Origin of the sequence: Kribbella sp. VKM Ac-2568, from assembly GCF_004345365.1 — a bacterium.
Lineage (GTDB): Bacteria > Actinomycetota > Actinomycetes > Propionibacteriales > Kribbellaceae > Kribbella > Kribbella orskensis.
In genome coordinates this window covers 189,779-212,373 of the sequence record NZ_SLVF01000002.1, presented here as the reverse complement: position 1 = coordinate 212,373, position 22,595 = coordinate 189,779, and the positions used below count along the sequence as shown (strand labels likewise).

General features: G+C 68.8%; 17 protein-coding genes and 1 pseudogene. 11 read left to right on the top strand and 7 right to left on the bottom strand.

Annotation, left to right across the window (positions count from 1 at the left end; translation table 11 throughout):
- Positions 1-83 precede the first annotated feature (83 nt).
- The 5 genes and pseudogenes from EV648_RS45050 to EV648_RS04845 all read left to right on the top strand — a co-directional run.
- A pseudogene (locus EV648_RS45050) lies at positions 84-429 on the top strand (branched-chain amino acid ABC transporter permease); the annotation flags it as partial.
- Positions 429-1,400, top strand: coding sequence for a branched-chain amino acid ABC transporter permease (locus EV648_RS43805; protein WP_370452698.1), 972 nt, complete (start codon positions 429-431; stop codon positions 1,398-1,400). The pseudogene EV648_RS45050 and the gene EV648_RS43805, both read left to right, overlap by 1 nt.
- Positions 1,397-3,082, top strand: a complete 1,686-nt coding sequence (locus tag EV648_RS04855; RefSeq protein WP_132285403.1) for a branched-chain amino acid ABC transporter permease — start codon at positions 1,397-1,399, stop codon at positions 3,080-3,082. The genes EV648_RS43805 and EV648_RS04855 overlap by 4 nt, the downstream gene beginning before the upstream one ends.
- Positions 3,079-3,948: an ABC transporter ATP-binding protein gene (locus EV648_RS04850; protein ID WP_132285401.1), complete on the top strand. Its 870-nt coding sequence runs from the start codon at positions 3,079-3,081 to the stop codon at positions 3,946-3,948. Before EV648_RS04855 ends, EV648_RS04850 begins: the two co-directional genes overlap by 4 nt.
- The gene (locus EV648_RS04845) at positions 3,945-4,661 is read left to right on the top strand and encodes an ABC transporter ATP-binding protein (protein WP_132285399.1); all 717 of its coding nucleotides are present in this window, start codon (positions 3,945-3,947) and stop codon (positions 4,659-4,661) included. The genes EV648_RS04850 and EV648_RS04845 overlap by 4 nt, the downstream gene beginning before the upstream one ends.
- A 73-nt stretch (positions 4,662-4,734) precedes the next feature.
- Here EV648_RS04845 and EV648_RS04840 read toward each other — a convergent pair whose 3' ends face one another.
- Positions 4,735-5,475 carry a DUF554 domain-containing protein gene (locus EV648_RS04840; RefSeq protein WP_132285397.1) on the bottom strand — a complete coding sequence of 247 codons (741 nt, stop codon included), beginning with the start codon at positions 5,473-5,475 and terminating at the stop codon, positions 4,735-4,737.
- A 164-nt stretch (positions 5,476-5,639) separates the two neighbouring features.
- Here EV648_RS04840 and EV648_RS04835 point away from each other — a divergent pair, with 164 nt between their 5' ends.
- Positions 5,640-6,392 carry a GNAT family N-acetyltransferase gene (locus tag EV648_RS04835; RefSeq protein WP_132285395.1) on the top strand — a complete coding sequence of 251 codons (753 nt, stop codon included), beginning with the start codon at positions 5,640-5,642 and terminating at the stop codon, positions 6,390-6,392.
- Here EV648_RS04835 and EV648_RS04830 read toward each other — a convergent pair.
- Positions 6,355-6,783, bottom strand: coding sequence for a hotdog fold thioesterase (locus EV648_RS04830; protein ID WP_132188215.1), 429 nt, complete (start codon positions 6,781-6,783; stop codon positions 6,355-6,357). The two genes, EV648_RS04835 and EV648_RS04830, sit on opposite strands and share 38 nt — an antisense overlap.
- 128 nt (positions 6,784-6,911) lie before the next feature.
- On the opposite strand from EV648_RS04830, the gene polA reads away from it, so the two are divergent.
- Complete coding sequence (polA, locus tag EV648_RS04825) at positions 6,912-9,623, top strand: DNA polymerase I (protein ID WP_132286666.1); 2,712 nt, start codon at positions 6,912-6,914, stop codon at positions 9,621-9,623.
- 45 nt (positions 9,624-9,668) lie between these two features.
- Here polA and EV648_RS04820 read toward each other — a convergent pair whose 3' ends face one another.
- A complete protein-coding gene (locus EV648_RS04820) occupies positions 9,669-10,139 on the bottom strand; it encodes an NUDIX domain-containing protein (protein WP_132285393.1) in 471 nt (156 codons plus the stop codon).
- Between the two features lie 73 nt (positions 10,140-10,212).
- Entirely contained in the window at positions 10,213-11,475 is a 1,263-nt protein-coding gene (locus tag EV648_RS04815) for a lipopolysaccharide biosynthesis protein (RefSeq protein ID WP_132285391.1), read from the bottom strand.
- A 74-nt stretch (positions 11,476-11,549) separates the two neighbouring features.
- Here EV648_RS04815 and EV648_RS04810 point away from each other — a divergent pair, with 74 nt between their 5' ends.
- Positions 11,550-13,244 carry a hypothetical protein gene (locus tag EV648_RS04810; protein WP_132285389.1) on the top strand — a complete coding sequence of 565 codons (1,695 nt, stop codon included), beginning with the start codon at positions 11,550-11,552 and terminating at the stop codon, positions 13,242-13,244.
- Between the two features lie 59 nt (positions 13,245-13,303).
- The gene (locus EV648_RS04805; RefSeq protein ID WP_132285387.1) at positions 13,304-13,468 is read left to right on the top strand and encodes a DUF2613 family protein; all 165 of its coding nucleotides are present in this window, start codon (positions 13,304-13,306) and stop codon (positions 13,466-13,468) included.
- 29 nt (positions 13,469-13,497) lie between these two features.
- Here EV648_RS04805 and EV648_RS04800 read toward each other — a convergent pair whose 3' ends face one another.
- Positions 13,498-14,661: a glycosyltransferase family 4 protein gene (locus EV648_RS04800; RefSeq protein WP_241994950.1), complete on the bottom strand. Its 1,164-nt coding sequence runs from the start codon at positions 14,659-14,661 to the stop codon at positions 13,498-13,500.
- A gap of 116 nt (positions 14,662-14,777) precedes the next feature.
- On the opposite strand from EV648_RS04800, the gene EV648_RS04795 reads away from it, so the two are divergent.
- Together EV648_RS04795 and EV648_RS04790 are read left to right on the top strand one after the other, a co-directional pair.
- Positions 14,778-15,536, top strand: a complete 759-nt coding sequence (locus tag EV648_RS04795) for a bifunctional 2-polyprenyl-6-hydroxyphenol methylase/3-demethylubiquinol 3-O-methyltransferase UbiG (protein WP_241994902.1) — start codon at positions 14,778-14,780, stop codon at positions 15,534-15,536.
- Positions 15,533-19,597 (top strand): alpha-(1->3)-arabinofuranosyltransferase, encoded by a 4,065-nt coding sequence (locus EV648_RS04790; protein WP_132285385.1) that lies wholly within the window; start codon positions 15,533-15,535, stop codon positions 19,595-19,597. Before EV648_RS04795 ends, EV648_RS04790 begins: the two co-directional genes overlap by 4 nt.
- On the opposite strand, the gene EV648_RS04785 is transcribed toward EV648_RS04790, so the two are convergent.
- Positions 19,486-20,709, bottom strand: coding sequence for an acyltransferase (locus EV648_RS04785; protein ID WP_132285383.1), 1,224 nt, complete (start codon positions 20,707-20,709; stop codon positions 19,486-19,488). The genes EV648_RS04790 and EV648_RS04785 overlap by 112 nt on opposite strands.
- Positions 20,706-22,517 carry a hypothetical protein gene (locus tag EV648_RS04780; protein ID WP_132285381.1) on the bottom strand — a complete coding sequence of 604 codons (1,812 nt, stop codon included), beginning with the start codon at positions 22,515-22,517 and terminating at the stop codon, positions 20,706-20,708. Before EV648_RS04780 ends, EV648_RS04785 begins: the two co-directional genes overlap by 4 nt.
- Positions 22,518-22,595: the final 78 nt, after the last annotated feature.

Genomic DNA, 22,595 nt, shown 5'->3' with positions numbered 1-22,595 from the left:
CTCGACCGCATTACCCCGGGGGTGGGACGCCATGTCGTTCCACCCCCGTTTCGCGCCACTACTGAGGCAGTTGGGAGGTCGACGTGGACCAGTTCTTCCAGCAGCTCGTGAACGGGCTGACTCTCGGATCGCTGTACGCCCTGATCGCGGTCGGGTACACCGTCGTCTACGGCATCGTGCAGCTCATCAACTTCGCCCACGGCGAGGTCTTCATGATCGGTGCGTTCGGCGCACTGACGACGTACCTGTTGTTCTTCAACGGCGAGACCAGCGTGTGGATCCTGCCGATCATGATCATCGGCGCCATCATCGCCTCGGTGGGAACCGCCGTGGCGATGGAACGTGTCGCGTATCGTCCCCTGCGGAACGCGCCACGGCTGGCACCGCTGATCACCGCGATCGGCATCTCGGTGTTCCTGCAGGAGTTCATGCGGCTGTTCTACGAGCGCCCGGGCTGGACCGTGCCGGTGATGGCTGCCCTCGCGGTCGCCATCGCCTACTGGGTCGGCGCCGGCATGACGGACGTGCCGCTGAACCACCCGATCACCAAGTGGCGTGACCGGTCCCCGCTGCTCACGGCCGCCGCGGTCCCACTGGTGCTCTGGATCGGCGTCCGGCTGGCCGAACGCGACCTCTCGTTCGTGGTCTCGGCCGGCATCGTGGTCGGCGGCCTGGTGCTCGGTACTGCGATCGGCCTGCTGGCTGCCCGCCTGACCGGCGGGGCGGAACGTGTCCGCGCACTGGTCCGCCCGATGGCCGTGGTCGCCGTGGTGACGGCGGTCCTGCTCGAGGTGTCCTGGTTCATCTTCAAGGACATCATCGACAAGGTGGACTGGCCCAGCGCGAAGCAGCGGATCCCGTTCCCGCAGATCGACGTGGTCACCGGGACCGCGCTCGACATTGGCGGCGTCACCATCCAGCGGTCGGCGATCTTCACGATCGTGGCGCTGGCGATCTGCTCGGTGCTGCTGTGGTATTTCATCAACCGGACCCGGCTCGGCCGCGGTATGCAGGCGGTCTCGCAGGATCCTGACACCGCCCGGCTGATGGGCATCAACGTCGACCGGATCATCGTTGTCGCGTTCGCGCTCGGCGCAGTGCTGGCCGCGGTCGCGGGTGTCTCGCAGGGCCTGCAGAACAGCAACATCGACTTCCGGATGGGCTTCCTGGCCGGCCTGAAAGCGTTCACGGCCGCGGTGCTGGGCGGGATCGGCAACGTCGCGGGCGCCGTCGTCGGTGGCCTGGTGCTCGGCGTGGTGGAGGCGATGGCCACCCAGTACATCCCCGGTCGGTTCGGTGGTGGTTCCTGGAAGGACGTCTGGGCATTCGTCATCCTGATCCTGGTCCTGGTCTTCAGGCCGCAAGGTCTTCTCGGAGCAAGGGTGGTGGACCGCGCATGAGCGACGACCTGACAACTCCGACCCGCGCGCACACGATGGCCTGGCCGCTCGGCCTGGCCGGTGTCGCGCTGGTGATCATCGGATCGTTCCTGTCGTGGAGCTTCGACGGCGGGATCCTCGGCGACCTGTCGATCAACTTCTACCCGGGCTCGCTGCAGATCCTCGCGATCATCATGGCCGTGCTCGGTCTGGTGCTGCTGCTGGTGGAGAAGGGCCCGCTGAAGAAGCCGCTCGGCCAGTGGCTCGACGCCACCCTCGGCCTGCGGGCGCTCGGCCTCACGCTGACGCTGTACATGGTGCTGGTGCTGATCGCGATCTCGGTCGAGTCCGACGGCCTGATCAACGTCAACCCGGGCGGCTACATCAGCACGGTCGGCGCGATCCTGCTCCTGGTCAGCTCGCGGATGCTGCCGTTGCGGCAGTTGCGGGACCTCAGCCAGGCGAGGCTGCCCGGCTGGGCCGAGATCCTCGCCATCGCGCTGATGATGGCGGCGGTCCTGTTCGGCGCGGCTTACGCGCTGGGCCTGACGGACGCCTGGGCGTTCGTGCTCTGCCTGGTCTTCATCACCGCGGTGATCGCGGTGCTCTTCCGGACCGGCGTGATGCGGTGGTTCGGGCACGTCGCGCAGCGGCACAAGAAGGTGCTGACGCTGGCGGCCTTCGCGGTGGCGTTCTTCTTCCCGTTCACCCAGAACGGCTCGGACGCGAACATGTCGATCGCGACCCAGGTGCTGATCTTCGCGGCGACCGCGATGGGCCTGAACATCGTGGTCGGCCTGGCCGGTCTGCTCGACCTCGGCTATGTCGCCTTCCTCGGCTCCGGCGCGTACGTGGCCGCGATGCTGTCGACCTCGGCGTTCGCGACGATCGACTGGCACCCGCCGTTCCTGGTCGTGATGTTGCTCGGCGCCGGCACGGCCGCCACCCTGGGTCTCATCATCGGTTCGCCGACCCTGCGGGTCTCGGGTGACTACCTGGCCATCGTGACGCTGGGCTTCGGTGAGATCTTCCGGTTGACGATGTTCAACCTGGACGGCACCAACGGCCCGCTGCTGACCAACGGCCCGAACGGCATCCCGGGCATCCCGGAGCTGGAGATCGGCAGCTTCAACTTCGGCGACTCGCACGTCGTCGCCGGGATCGAGCTGGGCCGGTTCGCGAACTACTACTTCCTGCTGCTGCTCCTGCTCGCCTTCGTCATCCTGGTCTTCGCCCGGCTGAACGACAGCCGGATCGGCCGTGGCTGGGTGGCCATCCGCGAGGACGAGAAGGCCGCCGAGGCGATGGGCGTCAACGTCTTCGGCCTGAAGATCCTGGCCTTCGTGGTCGGCGCCTTCCTGGCCGGTCTGGCCGGCACCATCAAGGCTCACCAGGACGTTGCCGTCAGCCCTGACCAGTTCATCTTCCTGGAGTCGGCGTTCCTGCTCGCGGCGATCGTGCTGGGCGGTATGGGTACCATCGCTGGTGTCCTGCTGGGTGCGACGATCCTGAAGCTGCTGCCGGAGAAGCTGCGGTTCTTCTCGGAGTACCGGCTGTTGCTGTTCGGTCTGCTGCTGGTGCTGATGATGCGGTTCCGGCCGGAGGGTCTGGTCGCGAGCAGACGCCGGCAGCTCGAGTTCCACGAAGAGGACGAGGAGCTCGCGGTGGCCATCGAGAGCGAACTGGTCGAGGAGGCGAAATGACCGTCACCGACACGACTGCGACGCCGGCGCCGGTTTTCGGCGCACCGGTGCTGGAGGCTTCCGGGGTGACCATGCGATTCGGTGGTCTGCTGGCGGTCAACGACGTCAACCTGACCGTCCACGAGGGCGAGATCGTCGGTCTGATCGGCCCGAACGGGGCCGGCAAGACGACCTTCTTCAACTGCCTCACCGGTCTCTACAAGCCGACGGCCGGCCAGGTCCGCTTCGCCGGTACTCCGTTGCCGCCGAAGCCGCGGGCGGTCGTCCAGGCGGGGATGGCGCGGACGTTCCAGAACATCCGGCTGTTCGCCAACATGACGGCGCTGGAGAACGTGATGGTGGGCCGGTACTGCCGGACCTCCTCCGGCGCGTTCACGTCGGTGCTGCGCGGGCCGAAGTTCCGGCGCGAGGAGGCGGCCACCCGGACCCGGGCGCAGGAACTGCTGGACTTCGTCGGCCTCGGCCGGTCGACCGAGCACCTGGCCCGGAACATGCCGTACGGCGACCAGCGGCGGCTCGAGATCGCCCGGGCGCTGGCCACCGAACCGAAGCTCATCCTGCTGGACGAGCCGACGGCCGGTATGAACCCGCAGGAGACCCGGCAGGCCAGTGACCTGATCTTCAAGATCCGGGACTCGGGGTTGTCGGTGGTGGTGATCGAGCACGACATGCGCTTCATCTTCAACCTGTGCGACCGGGTGCTCTGCCTGGTCCGCGGGGAGACGCTCATCGAGGGAACCCCCGGCGAGGTGCAGTCCGACCCGCGCGTGATCGAGGCCTACATCGGCACCGGTGAGGACGAGGACGAGGACGAGGCCGCCCAGGTCCGGGACACCACGGTGGCCGAGGAGGAGGGCAAGTCATGACCGCGATGCTCGAGATCAAGGACCTGGAAGTTGCCTACGGCAAGATCGTCGCCGTCAAGAAGATCAGCTTCTCGGTGGAGCAGGGCCAGGTCGTCTCGCTGATCGGCACGAACGGCGCCGGCAAGACGACCACGCTGCGGACCATCTCCGGGCTGCTCCGGCCGACCCACGGCGAGATCCTCTTCCAGGGCCAGCGGATCGAACAGGCGGCGGCCCACGACATCGTCACAATGGGGCTGGCGCACTGTCCGGAGGGCCGGAAGATCTTCCCACGGCTGTCGGTCGAGGAGAACCTGCTGCTCGGGGCGTTCGCGCGCAACGACCACTCGGCGGTCCGGACCGACCTGGACGCGGCGTACGAGCTGTTCCCGATCCTGGGGGAGCGGCGCAAGCAGCCGGCCGGCACCTTCTCCGGTGGTGAGCAGCAGATGCTGGCGATGGGCCGGGCGATGATGAGCCGGCCCAAGCTGATGATGCTGGACGAGCCGTCGATGGGGCTGTCGCCGATCATGATGAAGCGGATCATGTCGACGGTCACCGAACTGCAGAAGCAGGGCACCACGATCCTGCTGGTCGAGCAGAACGCCCAGGCCGCGCTGAAGCGGGCGGACTTCGGCTACGTGCTGGAGGTCGGCAAGATCGTGCTGTCCGGCACCGGCCGCGACCTGCTCACCAACGACGAGGTCCGCAAGGCCTACCTCGGCGAGGACTGAGCCACAGCGTCAACGCAGGAGCCCCGACCAGCTTCCGGTCGGGGCTCCTTGCGTGCGGCAACAACTCCTGCCGTCAGCGTCTGATCACGACAAGCAGTTGGACGAGCAGCGGAGCGACGATCAGTGCCGGCAGGAGGTCCGCTACGGCGATCTGCTTGATCTTCAGCAGGCGGAGAGCCACACCGACCAGCAACAGGCCCCCAGTGGCCCCCAGGGCCGTTACGTGGGCGTCTGGGAGCACGTCGCCCAGCAGAGCGCCTACCGCCGTCATCAATCCCTGGATGACGAGCACAACGATCGCAGAGGCCGCGACGCCCCAGCCGAGCGAGGCAGCGAAGGCGATCGACGCGAAACCGTCCAGCACGGACTTGAGGAGAAGCTGGTCCGCACCCCGGCCCAGACCGTCGGACAGCGCGCCCAGGAACGTCAGCGGGCCCACGCAGAAGACCATCGAGGCGGTGACGAACCCCTCGACGAAGGTGCTCTCGCTGTCGCCTCCGCTGAACCGGTGCTGCATCCAGGCGCCGAAGCCCTCCAGCCGCTGCTCGATCCGCAGGATCGAACCGATGATCCCGCCGATCAGCATCGCGCCCAGCACGATCAGTACGGGAGCGCTGTCGCCGACCGCCGCGCTGAGCACCTCGTCGCCGACCGCGAGGGCCGAGGTGATCGCGATCAGCAGCGTCACCAGGCCGAGCGCGTCGGTGACCAGGTCACGCGTCCGCTGACTCAAACGATGGCCGACGAGCACGCCGAGTACCGAGCCGACGAGGACCGCCGCGACGTTGACGACGGTGCCGATTCCGATGAACAAACCCTGGTCTCCGATCGCCGGCCGTGGCGGCCGGTGGGGCGGTCATGTGGAGGGCGAGTCATGGCTTTGCAAGTGACCCCGGAAGCCCTACTGTTGCGCGGGGATGAGCGTATCGGCTCGTTCTGTTCACCTCGGGGGTGGATCAGAATCTAGGAGGGGCCGACGTGGCACCAGTCATCGAGGTGCGCGACGCCCGTCCCGACGACGCCGACACTTTGGTGACGCTCTGGCGTGAGCTGGCGACCGGCACCGGGCACCAGGCCCGGCTGCTGGCGGCGCCGTCCGCGGAGTCCGCCCGGGCCGCGGTGGCGAGACATCGGGACGATCCGTCGGGCCGGCTCATCGTCGGCGAGATCGACGGCGTGCTGGGCGGGATGGCTTATCTGCGGCAGACGCCGCTCAGCCCGCTGCACGACGAGACCACCGTGATGGTGGAGTACCTGCACGTCAGCGACCATGCCCGCCGGCACGGCCTGGGCAAGGCCCTGATGGCGGAGGCCGCGGCGTGGGCCGAGCACGGGAATTGCCCGCACCTGGCGGTGCTCGCCCCGCCGGTCGCGCGGGAAGCGAACAGATTCCTTGCGCGGTTGGGACTAGGACAGGCCGGGATGGTGCGATTCGCGAGCACCCACACCGTTCGCCGTCGCCTGGCCGCGGAGCACGCGCCGAACATGTTCGGCCTGCTCTCGTCGCGGCGCTCGGTGATCGCCCGCCGGGCCCAGTTGACCCGCTCGCCGCTGGTCGAGGACCCGTCGTACGCCGACGCGTCGTACCGGGATTCGTCGTACGACGAGGCGCAGTACGAGGACCAGCAGTACGACGGTCCGCAGTACGGGGCGAACGGGTTCGACGATCCGGCCTACGAGAAGCTGGAGGAGCTCAGGCTCCCGGCGGAACCTGAATCAGCTGGCACGTGATCCGTGCGGTGCAGACCCGCTTCTCGCGCTCGTCGGTGATCACGATCTCGTACGACGTGGTCGTGCGGCCGAGGTAGATCGGGGTGGCGACGCCGGTGACGACGCCTTCGCGGACGGCGCGGTGGTGGGTGGCGTTGATGTCGACGCCCACCGCGACCTTGCCGTAGCCGGCGGCGTGCAGCGCCGAGCCGATGGAGCCGAGGCTCTCCGCGAGCACGCAGGAGGCGCCGCCGTGCAGCAGCCCGTACGGCTGGACGTTGCCCTTCACCGGCATCGTCGCGACGACCCGCTCGGGGCTCGCCTCGGTGACAACGATGCCCATCAGCTCGAGCAGCGTGCCCTCGGTCGCCATCCCCGCCGGAAGCTCCGCCGCGGCCTTCTCGTCACTCACAGGGGTCTCCTCCGGGCTCGCACGACATGTCGTTTGGAAGACTACGTGAGCCCCTCGGTGCGCGTGCCAGAACTGTCGGCGGTACCCACTAGAGTCGGTACGTGGCTCCTGAAACAGACTCCTCGACGATGACCAAGGACCCGGGCACGGTGACCGGCGACGCCGGCGGCCGGCCGCGGATCCTGCTGCTGGACGGGCACTCGCTCGCCTACCGGGCGTTCTTCGCGCTGCCGGTGGAGAACTTCTCCACCACCACGGGTCAGCACACCAACGCGGTGTACGGGTTCACCTCGATGCTGATCAACATGCTGCGCGACGAGCAGCCGACGCACATCTGCGTGGCGTTCGACGTGTCCCGCAAGACCTTCCGCTCCGAGCAGTACACGGAGTACAAGGCCGGCCGGTCGAAATCACCGGACGAGTTCAAGGGACAGGTCTCGCTGGTCAAGGAGGTGCTGGAGGCGCTGCGCATCCCGACCACCGAGATCGACGGGTGGGAGGCCGACGACATCATCGCGACCCTGGCCACCCAGGCCGACGAGCAGGGCTTCGAGGTACTGATCAGCAGTGGTGACCGCGACTCGTTCCAGCTGATCAACGACAACATCACCGTGCTCTACCCCAAGCGCGGCGTCTCCGAGATCGCCCGGATGGACCCGGCGGCCGTCGAGGCGAAGTACGGCATCCCGCCCCGGTTGTATCCGGATCTGGCCGCGCTGGTGGGGGAGAAGAGCGACAACCTGCCCGGCGTCCCGGGCGTCGGCGACAAGACCGCGGCGAAGTGGCTGAACCAGTTCGGTTCGCTGAACGACGTGATCGACCGGGTCAACGAGATCAAGGGCAAGGCCGGGGAGTCACTGCGCGAGCACCTGTCCGACGTGATCCGGAACCGCCAGATCAACGAACTGGTTCGCGACCTGACCCTGGACGTGGCGGTCGACGACCTGGTCCGGCACCCGTGGGACCGGGACAAGGTGCACACGCTCTTCGACAGCCTGGAGTTCCGCGTACTGCGCGAGCGGCTGGTCGCCGAGCACGAGCAGGTCGAGGAGACCATCGAGGAAGGGTTCGACCTCGAGGGCACCCAGCTGAAGCCGGGCGAGCTCGCCGGCTGGCTCAAGGAGCACGTCTCCACGGGCGCGCGGACCGGTGTCGCGGTGCAGGGCAGCTGGGGCCGGGGGACCGGCGAGATCACCGGCCTTGCACTGGCCACGTCGACCGGCGCCGCTGCCTGGTTCGACCCGACCACGATGACGCCGGACGACGACTCCGCCTGGCAGGCCTGGCTCGCGGATCCCGAGCAGCCGAAGGCGCTGCAGGACGCGAAGGGCCCCCTGCTCGGTTTCCTCGAGCGCGGCTGGACGCTGGGCGGGCTCACCTCGGACACCCAGCTGAGCGCGTACCTGGTCCGCCCGGACCAGCGGTCGTACGACCTCGCCGACCTGACGGTGCGTTACCTGCGGCGGGAACTGCGCAACGAGGAGGCCGACAACGGCCAGCTCAGCTTCGACGACATCGAGGGCGGCCCGGCCGCGGACGCGACGATGCTGCGCGCGCGGGCGATCGCCGACCTCGCCGACACCCTCGACGCCGAGTTGGACAAGCAGGCCGGTACTGCGTTGCTGGCGGACGTGGAGCTGCCGCTGATCGACGTGATCGCCGGGATGGAGCGGGACGGGATCGCCGTCGACCGGCCGTACCTGGAAGAGCTCGAGGAGCGGTTCGCGACCGGCGTCCGGGAGGCGGCGACCGCGGCGTACGAGGTGATCGGCAAGGAGATCAACCTCGGTTCGCCGAAGCAGCTGCAGGTGGTGCTGTTCGACGAGCTGCAGATGCCGAAGACCAAGCGCACCAAGACCGGGTACACCACGGACGCGGACTCGCTGCAGTCGCTGTACGAGAAGACCGAGCACCCGTTCCTCGCGTACCTGCTCGCGCACCGGGACGCGACGCGGCTGCGGCAGACCGTCGAGGGGCTGCTGAAGACGATCAGCCCGACGGACGCGCGGATCCATACCACGTTCAACCAGACGATCGCGGCGACCGGGCGGCTCAGCTCGACCGACCCGAACCTGCAGAACATCCCGATCCGGACCGAGGAGGGCCGTCGGATCCGCGAGGCGTTCATGGTCGGCGACGGTTTCGAGGCGCTGATGTCGGCCGACTACAGCCAGATCGAGATGCGGATCATGGCGCACGTGTCGGAGGACCAGGGCCTGATCGACGCCTTCAACTCCGGGATGGACTTCCACTCGGTGACCGCCGCGCGGGTCTTCTCGGTGGATCCCGCCGAGGTGACGCAGGAGATGCGCGCCAAGATCAAGGCGATGAACTACGGCCTGGCGTACGGGCTGTCGGCGTACGGGCTGAGCCAGCAACTGAAGATCGGCGTGGACGAGGCCAAAGGCCTGATGGACGAGTACTTCGAGCGCTTCGGCGGCGTCCGCGACTACCTGCGCAGCATCGTCGGCGAGGCGAGCAAGAGCGGGTACACCGAGACCATCCTCGGCCGCCGGCGCTACCTGCCGGACCTGACCAGCGACAACCGCCAGCGCCGCGAGATGGCCGAGCGGATGGCGCTGAACGCCCCGATCCAGGGATCGGCCGCGGACGTGATCAAGATGGCGATGCTCAAGGTTGACGCGTCACTGCGCTCCTCCGGCCTGAAGTCCCGCATGCTTCTGCAGGTCCACGACGAACTGGTCTTCGAGATCGCCCCGGGGGAGCGCGAGGGGCTGGAGGAACTGGTCCGCCGCGACATGGGCGCAGCCGTCGAGATGGCCGTCCCTCTGGACGTCTCCGTCGGCGTCGGCCGCACCTGGCACGAAGCCGCCCACTAGCCGAGCCCTGCGCGAAGCAGCGCGCCTGCCGCTCGCTGACCTCGGTCAGCGGGCGAACAGCGGTGGTTCGTCGGCCTTGCGTGCGTTGGCGAGGTAGGTGAGTTCGCGGTCCGTGAGTTCCGGGAGGTCGTCGAGGGAGTACCAGGCGACCTCCAGGGACTCGTCGTCGTTCACGCGCGCCTCGCCGCGGATCGGCCGGCAGCGGAAGCAGAGATCCAGGAACTGGACCTGGTCGCCGTTCGGATAGGACGACGGCGGCAGCGCCTCGATACTCACCAGCCGGACGATCTCGGACTCGACCGCAGTCTCCTCCTCGATCTCCCGGAGCAGCCCGAGAGCGGGTTGCTCGCCGGGCTCGAGAATGCCCGCAGAAAGCGACCAGCGGCCGGTGTCGGTCCGGCGTACCAGCAGGACGCGCTCGTCGTCGTCCAGCACGACCGCGGTGATCCCGGTCAGCCAGAGCAGGTCGTGCCCGATCTTCTTGCGCAGCTCGAGGATGAACTCCGGAGTCGCCATAACCGCGACCCTATGTGATGACCGTCCGCGAACACGCGGGCGCAAGTTCGCCGAGTCCAGCCTCTGGTGAGACTCAGTCGCTGTCGGCCGTCTGCTTGTGCAGCCCAGCAGCGAGGGCGGCCGACAGCGCCAGAGCGCAGGTGGCGGTCATCGCGGCGAGAACCTTGACTGCGGTCATGCCGGTGGCAATGTCGAGCCCGAGGATGATCAGCGCGGTCACTACCAGAGCGGCCAGGCCGATCCAGATCACCAGCGCCGCGCGCTTCTCCTGCTGCGCGATCGCGGCGTACACGACCAGTTGCAGTACGGCGTACGAGGAGCCGGCGAGGGCGAAGATCCAGGCGTACGAGCCGAGCGCGGCGTAATTCTCCTTGCCACCGGCCACCGTCACCACGAGGTCGGGGAGCAGCAGTGCGCCGAGCACGCAGCAGACACCGAGCGCCGCCACCGCCTGGATCGCCCGGCGAAGTCGCAGGGTGTCGCCGGGGGAGTTCGCCAGCGAGGGGAACACGATCACGATGACGAACTGCGGCAGGAACAGGCACGCCTTCGCCACGATCACGCCGGCCGCGTAGTACCCGCTGTGCTGGCCGTCCATCAGGCTGCGCGCCAGGAGCACGTCGACGTTGGCGATGGCGAAGAAGGCGAGCAGGGTGTGCGTGCCGTGCACCGCCTCCCGCAGTACCTGCTTCACCTGCTCCGGCGTGCCGCCGGTCGAGCCGCGCAGCAGGAAGGTGCCCAGCAGCGGTGGTACCGCGGCGCCGAGCGCAACGCCGATCATGGCTGAGGTGAGAGTCGGGTGGATCACCAGAGCGCCGGCGCCGAAGAAGAACCGCCCGACTCCGACAGTGGTGTACAGGGCTGCCAGTTCGGTCCAGTTCTTGCCGCCCTGCAGCACGCCCAGCTGGGACCCCATGATGCTGAGGCAGCCGAGAGTGGGCGCCAGGAGCAGGACGGCGATCAGCGAATCGATGTGCAGCAGCCACATCAACAGCGGAGTGGCTACCAGGCACACAGCGGTCAGCCCGAGCGCGGCACGACGGCCCGCCTTCAGCAGCGAGTCGGCCAGCTCGGCCTGGCCCGGCCCGGTGTGGGTGGCGATCCGCCGGGCGCCGGACGCCTGCAGCCCGAGCGGCACCACGTTGCCGATCAGCAGCAGGCCGAGCAGAGCGATGACCGCGCTGAACTGCTCCGGCGCTAGCTTGTGGACGGCAAACAAGGTGAAACCGTAGGCGCCGACGTTCATGATGGCCATGCCGACCGCCACCACGGTCGCGCTGCCCAGAAAGGTCAGTTTCGGCGCGGGGGGCTGGCCGGGCGTCGTCTCAGAGGTCATGCGGCTTCTGTTCTGCTGGCGGTTCAACGGATCGCGGGTAGGTTTCGCTGGAACAGTACTGCGAGGAGGTAGGCGTGGAGGGGGGATCCGCCCGTCGGGCCCGGCTCTTGCCGTGGGTCTGGCCGGTACTGCTCACCGTACTGATCACCGTGCCGCTGCTCGCTCCTGGATACGTGGTCGGCTACGACCTGGTGTTCGTGCCGGACCTCACGCTACGGCTTGATCTGTTCGGAGTCACAACCGCACTGCCGCGCGCCGTGCCCTCCGATGTGCTCGTCGCGCTGCTCGACGAGGTCTCCGGTGGTCAGTTCCTGGACAAGGTCGTCCTGGTCGCCGTACCGCTGCTGGCCGGCTTCGGGATGACAGCGCTGTGGAGGGAGCTACGGCTCGGTGGCCCGCTGGCAGGCTGCGCGGCGGTGACGCTCTACGTCTGGAACCCGTTCGTCGCCGAGCGCCTGCGGCTGGGTGCCTGGGCGCTACTCCTCGGGTACGCCGCCCTGCCGTGGCTGGTCCGTTCAGCGCTCAAGGTTCGCCGCGGGGAGGGCTGGGCCGGGTTCCTCCTGGCTTCAGCCGGGTGTGCGCTGACGGCCTCGGGCGGGTTGACCGGACTGCTGGTGGCGGCCCTGATCCTCCTCTGGCCGGCACGTGGCCGCGTGTGGCCATTGGCGGGCGCGGCTCTCCTGAACGCGCCGTGGCTCGTCGCCGGGCTGGCACGCTCCTCGGCCGCGACGTCGGACCCTGCGGCGGTCTCCGCCTTCGCCGCGCGCGACGAGGGCTACGGGGGAGTGCTGCCGACTCTGCTGACTCTCGGTGGAGTCTGGAACGCCGACGTGGTCCCGGCCAGTCGCGGAGATCTGGTCCCGCTGGTGCTCGGTTTCGCGATCCTGCTGGTCTCCGTCATCGGTGTAGTCATCTGGTGGCGTCAGGATCGCCTGGCAGCGCCACTCGTCGTAGCGGCTGTCGTCTCCGTCGCTATCGGTATGGCGGGCGTGCTCTTCCCGGACGCTTTCGCGCGGGTGGTCGAGGTGGTCCCGGGCGCCGGGTTGTTCCGCGACGGCCAGCGCTACCTCGGGCCGTTGGTGCTGCTCGAGGCAGTGGGGTTCGGAGCCGCCGTGGCCGCGCTGCTGCGGGTAGTACCGCTCAAGTGGTTGGTCGGGGCGACTGCGGCGTTGATGCCGATCGCGGCGTTGCCCGGGCTCGCCGGCGGCGGTGGGATGAAGGTGTCCGACTACCCGGCCGATTGGGCGCAGGCGCGACAAGTGCTGGCGAGCGACACCAGGCCAGGGGAGTTCATCCCGTGGCCGTTCGAGTCCTACCGGGCGCCGGGGTGGAACGGGCGCCGGCCGGTGCTGGACCCGATGCCGCGGTACTTCAGCAAGCCGTCGATCGTGCCGGACGAGTTGATCGTCGGCGGGCATCGGCTGGCCGGCGAGGACCCCCGGGCGCTGGCGATCGCGACCGCGCTCAGGGCGGCCGCGCGCACCGGCGCCGATCCGACGCCGGTGTTGCTGGAGCAGGGCGTGGGGTGGCTGGTGGTCGATCGCGAAGCAGGCGGTCCGTCCCCTCGGGAGCTGGTCCCGCAGGTCACCGAGCTGTTCAGCGGTCCTTCGGTGACGATCTACCGGGTCCCCGGAACGCCTGCGGAACAAGAGGTTCGGCCGTGGGCGGTCGTCCTCATCCTGGCGGCCTGGGCGGCCGCCGGCGCGATCCTGGTTGCTGCGATACTCGCTCCGATCTTCCGGCGGACAACGGCCCGTTCCACCCTCTAGCGAAGTTACTGGCCGGTTGTTACCATCCGGTTTACTTGTCGAGGAGGGGACACGCTTTCATGGGAACACTGATCGGTGCTGCGATCGCAGTACTCGCCGGATTGGCCGTTGCCACCACCGCCGTCGTGGGGGTCGTGCAGTCGGTCAAGGACGACCCGGCGCCACCTGCCGGCCAGACACAGGGGCAGGCGGACGTTCCGATCGTCAACTACGGGGACAAGTAACCGGATCACCAGCCCCCGGCAGCGGGGGCCTAGATCTCAAGAGGCCGGCCGGCGTCAGCGCGGGCCGGCTTCTTGGCTGCTCCGGGACCATTCGCGACCTCGACCACCTGGCCGGTCAGCACGCGGTCCATGCCTCGCACGGTGGTCGACCAGTTGAAGTTGCCCGCGCAGGCCAGGGCCTCGGCAGACAGCCGGCGGCGGACCGCCTGGTCCTGCAGCAGCTCGGTGATGGCCGCACGGAACTCGGCCGGGTCGTCCACCAACAGTCCGGTGCGCCCGTCCTGCACCGACTCGGTCGGGCCGCCAGCACTGCGGTAGGCGATCGTCGGTACGCCGTGCCCGGCCGCCTCGCCCACCACGAGTCCCCAGCCCTCCTTGAGGCTCGGCAGCGCCAGCACCCACGCCTCGTCGTACGCCGCGTGCTTGTCGGCCTCGCTCACGTGCCCCCGGAATTCCACGGCCTCCTGCAGCGCGCGCTCGGCCACGTACTCGCGCAACGAGTCTTCCCACCAGCCAGAGCCGACCACCACCAGTCGGGCCTCGGGCAGTACCTCGCGAGCTTCGGCGATCGCGTCGACCGCGTGCTCGATCTGCTTGTGCGGCACGATCCGCCCCACGCACACCACTGTCGGCCGCGCGTCCCGTGGAGTTTGCCGGGCCGGCGCCGGATCAGTCCCGTTGTGTACTACGTCGACGCGTGCGGCATCCACTCCGAGCGCGACCAGTTCGTCCCGTGAGGCCGAGGACACCGTCACGTACCGGCAGTCGCGGTACAGCCGGGGAGCGGCCCGGGACTCGAGCCACCAGCCGAGCCGGCCCTTCCAGCCCGGGTACACCACCTGCCACTGCTCGTGGTGGACGTGGTGCACGAGCACGACCACCCCGGTACGACGTACGAGGCGGGTAAAGAATGGGAGGCCGTTCTGCACGTCGACCACGCGGTCCGGGCGGTGCAGCCAGGTGTGCAGCAGGCCGCGCAGGTAAACGGTCACCTTGCTGCCGCGGTAGAGGTAGCGGACGCCGTGGCGGCGGGCGTCCCGGGGACTGCCCGGGTACGACGCGCACAGCATGGTGACCGACCAGCCCAGTTCCGCAAGGCCTCTGGCGACCTCCTCCACGTACCGTTCGGAGCCACCACCTTCCGGGTTCGTCGTGTCCCGCCAGTTCAGCAACAGCACGGTCTGCTCGCGCACCGTCAAAGCCCCACCCTCTACTCAATGCCTTCGGTCCGCCCCCGGGGATAAGCCCGCGAGGTTACCAGGGAGTAACGATGTCCGCCAGAGGTCGCGAAATCAGTTAGGGTCCGCGTGTGTCCGCTGCGATTCCGAGTCCCCTATCCGCCGTCCGGTGGACCGCCGACCTCGGCCGCGCCCTGCGCCTGTTCAAGGCGTTCGGGGTGGAGCAGACCGACCCGGATCTCTTCTACGGAACGCTCGCCGACGACTCGGTCGGCCAGCTCTCCGAGTACGTCGACCTACGCGGTGCGCGGATGCTCGACGTCGGCGGCGGCCCCGGGTACTTCGCCGACGCCTTCCGCGAGGCGGGTGCGACGTACTACGCGATCGACTCCGACCTCGGCGAACTCAGTGGCCGGGGTGAACCTGTCGAGGGCACGGTCCTCGGCAGCGGGATGGCGCTGCCGGTCGGGGACGCCCAGGTCGACGTCTGCTTCTCGTCGAACGTGCTCGAGCATGTCCCCGATCCCTGGCTGATGGCTGACGAGCTGGTTCGCGTCACCCGGCCCGGCGGCACGATCTTCCTGTCGTACACGGGCTGGTGGGGCCTGCACGGCGGTCACGAGACCGCCCCCTGGCACTTCCTCGGCGGTCATCGAGCCGCCCGGCGATACGAACGACGCCACGGCCACCCGCCGAAGAACAAGTTCGGCGAATCGCTCTTCCCGATCACCGTGGCCGGAGGACTCCGCTGGGCCCGCGCCTGCGCCGATGCCGACCTGGTGGCCGCCCTGCCGCGCTACCACCCGCGCTGGGCGTACGGCGTACTGGCTGTTCCCGGGGTGCGGGAGTTCGCGACCTGGAACCTCGTCCTGGTGCTCCGGCGCCGATGAAGACGGCCGATAGGGAGCGGGTGGTCTGGCGGGCGAGGCTGGTGCTCGGCTGCCTCGTCCTGATCGCCCTGTGCTTCCACCAGGCTCCCGGCAAGATCGTGCCGGACACCAAGCTCGACCTGACCGCCGGACCGGGTGCCTTCCTGGCTCGCTCCCTGCACCTGTGGGATCCGCAGGGCGCCTTCGGTCAACTCCAGAACCAGGCGTACGGCTACCTGCTGCCGATGGGCCCGTTCCACTGGTTCCTGGACACACTGTCCGTGCCTGGTTGGGTCACCCAGCGGCTGTGGTGGTCGCTGGTCATGTGTGTGGCCTTCCTGGGTGTGTGGAAGCTGTGTGGCGCTCTTGGCTACGGCGCTCCTTGGGCGCGGTTCACGGTCGCTCTGCTGTACGCGCTGAGTCCGCGGATGCTCGGCGAGGTGACGATCACGTCGATCGAGGTCTGGCCGATGGCGATGGCTCCCTGGGTTCTGCTGCCACTGGTGACTCCGCGGGCGCGTTCCGGTTGGTGGCGGGTGGGGTGGTCCGCTGTTGCCTTCGCCTTGGTCGGGGGAGTGAACGCAGTGGCCACCGGTGCGACGCTGGTGCTTCCTGCGCTATGGATCGCCACCCGGCGGCTGGACAAGTCGACGCTGAAGCTTGCGATGGGCTGGTTCGGGTGCGTGGTGGCGGTCTCCGTCTGGTGGCTGGTCCCGTTGATGTTGCTGGGCCGCTACAGCCCGCCGTTCCTGGACTGGATCGAGGACGCCGGCGTGACCACCGGCACGGCCAGCGTCTTCGAGTCGTTCCGCGGGACCTCTCACTGGCTCAATTTCCTGTCCGCTGGCAGCGGCCCGAGCTGGCCGGCGGGCTGGTTGTACGTCACGCAGCCCGCACTGATCCTCACGACGGCAGCCGTCGCCCTCCTGGGCCTGGTCGGCCTGGCGATGGGATCGCTGAGGCACCGGGGATTCCTCCAGCTTTCGCTGATCGTCGGCCTGCTGCTGGTGACCCTTGGGCACGTCAGTTCGCCTCTGTCGCCTCAGCTGCAGGAGCTGCTCGACGGGCCGCTCGCAGCCTTGCGTAACACCCACAAGTTCGAGCTGGTCGTGCGCCTGCCGCTCATGCTCGCCGCGGCTCACGCCCTCACCCGCTTGACCAGTTGGGCGACGGCCTCCGGAGTTCACCGCCGGATCGTGCCGGTGCTGGCCGCCTTCCTCGTCGTGTCGGTGGCCACGCCTGCGATCTTCGCCCAGCTGCCGCGAACCGAGGGATACGAGGCGATCCCGGCGCACTGGCGTCAGGCGGCCCGCTGGCTCGACAGTCAGCAGACGAGCGGCAGCGTGCTCGTTGTACCGGCCGCGTCCTTCGCGGACTTCACCTGGGGCTCGACGAAGGATGAGCCCTTCCAGGCTTTGCTGAAACGCCCGATGGCCGTGCGGGACGCGGTACCGCTCGGCTCTGCCGGTACTACGCGCTGGCTGGACGAGGTGGAGCGCCGACTCGGTACGGGTGTCGGTGACAGGACCCTGCAGCAAACCCTCGCGCGGGCAGGCGTCCGGTACGTCGTCGTGCGGAACGACCTCCGGTACGACGCTCAGGTCAGTCCGACTCTCGCGGTCCATGAAAGCCTGGCCGAGTCCGCCATCAAACGGGTGGCCTCGTTCGGCCCGCTCACGGGCAGCACCATGGAGCAACCCGGGGTGACCCTCGACGGGCGTACCCGGCTGCCGTACCCCAGCGTGGAGATCTACGACGTCGGCACGACGACCGGGGCACGCCTGGTCCCGCAGTCGCAGTTGGTGGAGGTCCGCGGGGCTCCCGAGGACGTGCCGGGTGTCGTGACGGCGCTGGGTGGGGACCGCGAGGCCGTGACGAGCTCGGACGCCGCCGGCCGCTTCAAGGACCTCCCATTGGTCCAGACGGACGGCATGCAGCGTCGCGAGGTCTCCGTCGGCCGGGCGGCGGACAACTATTCGGCCGTGCTGACCGGCTCCGATCCTGGCACGCTGCGCAGACGAGCTCTCGGGTACGTCGTCGACCCGGCCGCGCCCAGTACTACGAGGACGTGGGCCGACGGACTGGTCGACGTACGGGCGTCGTCGTCCGCGGGCGACGCCAACGCCACGCTGTGGACCGGCCCGGGCAACGGCCCGTTCGCGGCCGTCGACGGTGACCCGTCGAGCCGCTGGATCTCGGGCACGTTCGGCCGCAGCAGTGGCGAGTGGCTCGAGCTCAGCTTCTCGGCGCAGCGCTCGGTGGAAGGTCTGAAGATCCAGTTCTCGCTGGCGGCGCCGACTACCGAGCCGGTACGGACGCTGGAGGTGACGACCGATGCCGGCTCGTTGACGACCGTGGTGGCCGGCACGAACGAAGCGCAGAACATCCCTACGCCCCCCGGTCACACCCAACGACTGCGGGTCCGCGTCGGTGTGACGGATGGCAAGAATCCGAACGGGGTGTCGATCGCCGAGCTGACCGTGCCCGGTCTCACTCCGGTCAGCCGGCTGGCGGTGCCGTCGGGGCTGGCCCGTCAGCCGGACGCGCTGGTGTTCAGGAACCAGGAGATCGGGCGATCGGCCTGCCTGCACGTGGACAACCGGCCGTTGTGCCGGCAGGCGACCGCCTCGGACTCCGAGGAACCGACGGGCCTCCTGCGCAGTGTGGACCTGCCCGGGGCGGCGTCCTACCAGCTCCAGGGCACCGCGCTTCCCAAGGACGGGACCGCACTCGACCGGCTGCTCGCCACGCCAGGAGCCATCACTGCCTATGCTTCGTCCCGCGCGGTGGCCGCGCCGGAGGGTCGGCCCGGTGCCGCGGTGGACCGCGATCTCGGCACGGGCTGGGTCGCGAACGTCACCGACCTGCGACCGCGACTGACCTTGAGGTTGCCTCGGGCAAGGAAAGTCAAGGGGTTGCAGTTCCTCACCGATCCGTACCTGGCCGCGTCCCAGCCCACCGGGGTGTCGGTCCGGCTCGGCGGTGCCGCTCCGGTGGAGCTCACGGTGGACCCGGAAGGATATGTCAGGTTCCCCGCCCGTGCGGCCAGGTCGATCGAGGTCTTCTTCACCTCGACCAAGCCGCTGATCGACTTCGACTCGGCCAGCGGGGCTGCCCGGACCGCGCCGGTCGGCGTGTCCGAGATCCGGGTCCTGGGTGCGGACGACCTGCGGAGAGCGTTGGATCCGGACGCCCGCACCGGCGCGTACTGCGGGTTCGGCCCGGCTTTGCGAGTGGACGGCGTCCCGGCTGACACCGAGGTGAAGGCAACCGTGCGCGACGTCCTGCAGCGTCGGCCGGTGACGTTCACCACCTGCGGGGAGCACACGGCGGTTCCCTTGCAGGCCGGGCGGCACAACGTCGATGCGCTGGCCGGAGGCGGCTTCGTGCCGGTGGCGCTCACGCTGACCAGGTCAGGTCTCGCCAGGGCGGCTGCCACGCCGGTGAGGAACGTGGAGGTATGGCGACCCAACCCCGCCGAGCTGACCATCGAGGTGCCGGCCGCCGAGGAGCAGTCGGTGCTGACAGTCGCCCAGAACTACAGCGACGGCTGGGTGGCGTACGACGGCACCGGGCACAAGCTGGCGCCGATCCGGATCGGCGGCTGGCAACAAGGCTGGCTGCTGCCTGCCGGAGCCGAGCAGGTCGTCACTGCGCGGTTCATGCCCGACCGTACGTACCGGGCTGGCCTGCTGGTCGGTCTTGTCGCCATGCTGGCCGTGCTCGCCCTGGCGGTGTTTTTCCGCCGTGGATCAAGGTACTCGGGCCACCGGCTCCGGGAGGCACGCAGAGTCAGGCCGTGGGTTGCGGTGGTGTTCGGCCTGGCCGCCGGCACGTTCATGTCCGGCTGGATCGGCCTGGGAGCGGTCATGCTCGCAGCAGTGTGTTCGTGGTTCCTGTCCGACCGCCGGATCGCGGTGCTCGCGGTGACGGCCGGCGCGGTTCTGGCGGGGACCCTGGTCGCAGTGGTTCAGCCCTGGCCAGCCGGGGGAGCAGGGCTGACCTCGGGTGTCGTCCAGGCGTCTGTCCTGTTCGGCTGCGCGCTGGCCCTCTTGTCCAGGCCTACCGGCGAGACGTCGTAGCTTCTGTCCCGTCGGCCCCGGCGCATGATCGGCCGCTCCAGGCAGTAGTAGCTCACGGCCGCGAGAGCGGCTGACCCAGCCAGGGTCGAGAAGAACAAGAGCGCGAGCTGGCCGTGGAACAGCTCGAACCCGATCAGTCGCTCGACCAGGCTGAGCACTATCAGGTGGTAGAGGAACACGCCGTACGAGATGTCTCCGGCGATGTGGCCGACCCGTCCACCCAGGACCTTGGCGGTCCTGGCCGTCGGGGTGACCGCGGGAAAGATCACGCACGCGGCGATCGCCGTGTAAAGAAGGCTCTTCGTGAAGGCCTGCCCAGGAGTCGGCGCTATCAGGCTGAACGGACCGGCTATCGGGGTGCTCGCGATCACGAGGAGTGCGACTGCGGCGGCCCAGACCGTACCTGGCAGCTTGGTCAGCGTGTCGAGCGCTGACGGGCCGAGCCGCCCACTGCTGCGAGCCACCTGCCACAGGGCGAGGGCCATACCGACTGCGAACCAGCCGAGGTAACCGGGCAACCAGAGCCCGGCGATCGCGTGCTTGCCGGCGTTGACTCCGGCCATCCAGGCCGGGCCGAGCAGCGTGAACGTTGCGAGGACAGCGAGCCGCCAACGCACACCGCGCCGAGTCGGGCGGTCGTAGCCGGTCAGCAGCATCGCCAGGATCGGCAGCAACAGGTAGAACACGACCTCCGTTGCCAGGCTCCACAGCTGGGTGAGCCCGTCCGCAGGTGGATCGTGCGCGTAGATCTGGGTCAGCGTGGCATGCCGCAGGTACACCACCCACGACACTGCCCGGTCGTGCGGTACGACGAGAGCGGCGAGCAGTACGACGACCCACAGGGCGGGCAGGATCCGCAGGGCGCGATTGCGCAGGTACGGCAGGACGAGGGGCGGCTCGGTCTCCTCGAACCAGGCGACCACCCAGGGCCGGTAAAGCAGGAACCCGGAGATCGCGAAGAAGATCGCCACTCCGACGTCCAACCGGGCCAGCAGCCCCGAGAACGGGCCGGTCAACGCGTCACCGCTGTGGAAGCCGATATGCGTGCCAAGGACCGCGAGTGCGCCGACCGCTCGCAGGCCGTCGAGGGCGGGGAATCTGGTCCGTCTCATCCATTCACCCGCGGCAGTCCGATCTCGATGTGGCCCAGGCAGAGGTTCGTCCCGGGATCCGTCGAACGCAGCCGCACCGCGGTGGCACCGATGCGTTCCGACGGACCGAAGTACATGGTGCCCGGCAACGCGGCCGGCCAGGTGACGGCCGGCATCGCGGCGACGGAGCCGTAGTCGTCGAGCAGTTCGACCACCACGTGGTTCTCCCGGTTGGAGAAGTAGCTGATCTTGGCGTACCAGTTGCTGCTGGCAGCCTCGGCCGGGGTCGAGTGCAGCGGCAGCGTCACGGGTTCCGTCCCTCGCACGACCAGGTCGCAGATGGCGTTGCCGGTCTTGGGCGGTTCGGCCTGCGACCAGACGGTCAGGGTCGCCGGCCGGAGCCGGCCGGTGTCATCCACGATGGACGGCTCGCTGCCGGGGGCCTGCGACTGGAACGGGATGCCGGTCATCCGCAGCATCAGCGAGAGCCTGATGTCGGCCGACAGCAGGCTGACGATCGTCGGTGGCATCTTGGTGTCCCACAGGTTCGCCGTCGGCCCGGACCTATCGAGGTCGGCCCGGACGGTCGCGAAGTACGGCTTGGCGGGGTTCTTGGCCCACTGCTCGGCGAAACCGGTGTACGTCACAACAGTCCCCGCGATCCAGGCGAGCAGGCAGCATAACGCTGCCACTGGCGCGAAGCGGGCGAAGACAAGGCGCGGCCGGACGGAGGTCGCCGTCAGCACCACGGCCAACGTCAGCGGGATCGAGAGATCCGACCAGTAGTGGTAGTGCGCGGTGAAGATGCCGCCGAACAACCTGAACCGCCCGTAGGACACCACCAGCAGGGTCACCAGCACGTAGACGACGACCGATCCCCAAAGCAGCAGCGCTCGCCGATCTCGGCGCCAGGCAGTCAGCAGCAGGAAGGCCGCGACGAGCCCACCGAGAAACAAGGCCGCCGCGGGCGGCGTCGCCAGACCCATCGGGGTGCCGAAAGCGTTCCACCCCCACGGTCCACCGACCAGCGCACCCAGCGGTACGGCGAACGCGTGGCCGGCCAGGTCGAGCAGTTGCCGCGGTGACGGCAGCCGGCCCGCCGAAGGATTGCCGTGCCGCAGATAAACGATGCCAAAGGCAACTACTGGCATCAGTAGCGCGGCCGCGTACGGCAGCGTCCGGCGCAACCACGGCCCGAGCGGCTCAGTCCGCTGATAGAACGCCAGGGCGACGACAGTGACGAGGATGAGGGCCGACTTCTCCCAGCAGGCCAAGGAGATCAGCAACGAAAGGGGGCCGTAGGCAATCGCCCGGAGCCGGCGGCCGGAATACCAGTCGAGGGTCGCGTGCAGCAGCAACAGGCCGAAGACGTGGGCGGGCAGGTTGTTCACGCCGCTGGACAACGACATGAACGAGGGCATGCTCAGCGGGGTCAACGCGTAGAGGAGAGTTCCGGTGACGACCCACCAGCTGGAGCCGAGAAGCCTGAGCAGCAGGAGGCCCATCAGCGTGATCGCCAAGGCCTGCATGATCATCCGCCACGCGATGGTCACGTCCCAGTTCAGCGGAGCCAGCTCGGCGAAGCCGGCGTACACGAAGCGCAGACCCGGCGCGATGTGGTCGTTCACCGGGGTCAGCAGCTCGCGCGGCGCGAAGCCACGGCTGCCCTGCACGAGGAAGTCGAGGTCGTCGCTGAGCCAATAACCACGTCGCGCCAGCAGGCCGAGCACCCCAGCCTGCACGACCGCGACGGCGACCACCACGCCTCGCAGTACGGCCTGGTCCGGTGGTCGGCGAAGCAGCGCGACGGTACCCCAGATCCCCCTCATGGAGGCGGACTATATGACAGTTCGGCCACTGCCGGATTTTGTCGCCCCCGTTCTCTGTTCAAGCGTCCCTACTCGCTG

What these genes read in the sequence shown, in the direction of transcription:
- EV648_RS04820 (WP_132285393.1), bottom strand. Translation starts at nt 10,139, where the DNA reads ATGGCGACTCCGGAGTTCATCCTCGAGCTGCGCAAGAAGATCGGGCAC.
- EV648_RS04855 (WP_132285403.1), top strand. Translation starts at nt 1,397, where the DNA reads ATGAGCGACGACCTGACAACTCCGACCCGCGCGCACACGATGGCCTGG.
- polA (WP_132286666.1), top strand. Translation starts at nt 6,912, where the DNA reads ATGACCAAGGACCCGGGCACGGTGACCGGCGACGCCGGCGGCCGGCCG.
- EV648_RS04845 (WP_132285399.1), top strand. Translation starts at nt 3,945, where the DNA reads ATGACCGCGATGCTCGAGATCAAGGACCTGGAAGTTGCCTACGGCAAG.
- EV648_RS04790 (WP_132285385.1), top strand. Translation starts at nt 15,533, where the DNA reads ATGAAGACGGCCGATAGGGAGCGGGTGGTCTGGCGGGCGAGGCTGGTG.
- EV648_RS04805 (WP_132285387.1), top strand. Translation starts at nt 13,304, where the DNA reads ATGGGAACACTGATCGGTGCTGCGATCGCAGTACTCGCCGGATTGGCC.
- EV648_RS04785 (WP_132285383.1), bottom strand. Translation starts at nt 20,709, where the DNA reads ATGAGACGGACCAGATTCCCCGCCCTCGACGGCCTGCGAGCGGTCGGC.
- EV648_RS04815 (WP_132285391.1), bottom strand. Translation starts at nt 11,475, where the DNA reads ATGACCTCTGAGACGACGCCCGGCCAGCCCCCCGCGCCGAAACTGACC.
- EV648_RS43805 (WP_370452698.1), top strand. Translation starts at nt 429, where the DNA reads ATGCGGCTGTTCTACGAGCGCCCGGGCTGGACCGTGCCGGTGATGGCT.
- EV648_RS04780 (WP_132285381.1), bottom strand. Translation starts at nt 22,517, where the DNA reads ATGAGGGGGATCTGGGGTACCGTCGCGCTGCTTCGCCGACCACCGGAC.
- EV648_RS04850 (WP_132285401.1), top strand. Translation starts at nt 3,079, where the DNA reads ATGACCGTCACCGACACGACTGCGACGCCGGCGCCGGTTTTCGGCGCA.